This window comes from Burkholderia sp. BCC0506 (genome assembly GCF_902833145.1).
In the GTDB taxonomy this organism is placed as follows: domain Bacteria; phylum Pseudomonadota; class Gammaproteobacteria; order Burkholderiales; family Burkholderiaceae; genus Burkholderia.
This window is the reverse complement of the sequence record NZ_CADFEN010000040.1, coordinates 1-440: the sequence shown is the minus strand read 5'-3', so window position 1 is coordinate 440 and position 440 is coordinate 1. Positions and strand designations below refer to the sequence as shown.

1 protein-coding gene is annotated in these 440 nt (G+C 65.2%); it reads right to left on the bottom strand.

Annotated features, from left to right (window positions below; genetic code table 11):
• Window positions 1-440, bottom strand: a 440-nt coding sequence (locus HWX62_RS32870) for an NAD(P)/FAD-dependent oxidoreductase (RefSeq protein ID WP_175933347.1), incomplete at both ends; no start/stop codon positions are given.

Sequence of the window (440 nt, the reverse complement as noted above, 5' to 3'; positions counted from 1 at the left end):
GTCTTGATCGCCGCGTGGCTGCCCTTGATCCGCGATGCGTTCAGGAAGCCTGCGTCGTCGCCGATCAGCGCGCCGCCCGGGAACACCGTCTTCGGCAGCGACAGCAGGCCGCCTGCCGTGATCGCGCGTGCGCCGTACGACACGCGCTTGCCGCCTTCGAGGAACGCGCGGATCGACGGATGCGTCTTGTAGCGCTGGAATTCCTCGAACGGCGACAGGTACGGGTTCGTGTAGCCGAGGCCCACCACGAAACCGACCACGACCTGGTTGTTGTCCATGTGATACAGGAACGAGCCGCCGTACGTATCGGACTTCAGCGGCCAGCCGGCCGTGTGGATCACGAGGCCCGGCTTGTGCTTCGCGGGGTCGATTTCCCACAGCTCCTTGATGCCGATCCCGTACGCCTGCGGATCGGCGTTCGCGTCGAGCTTGAACTTCGA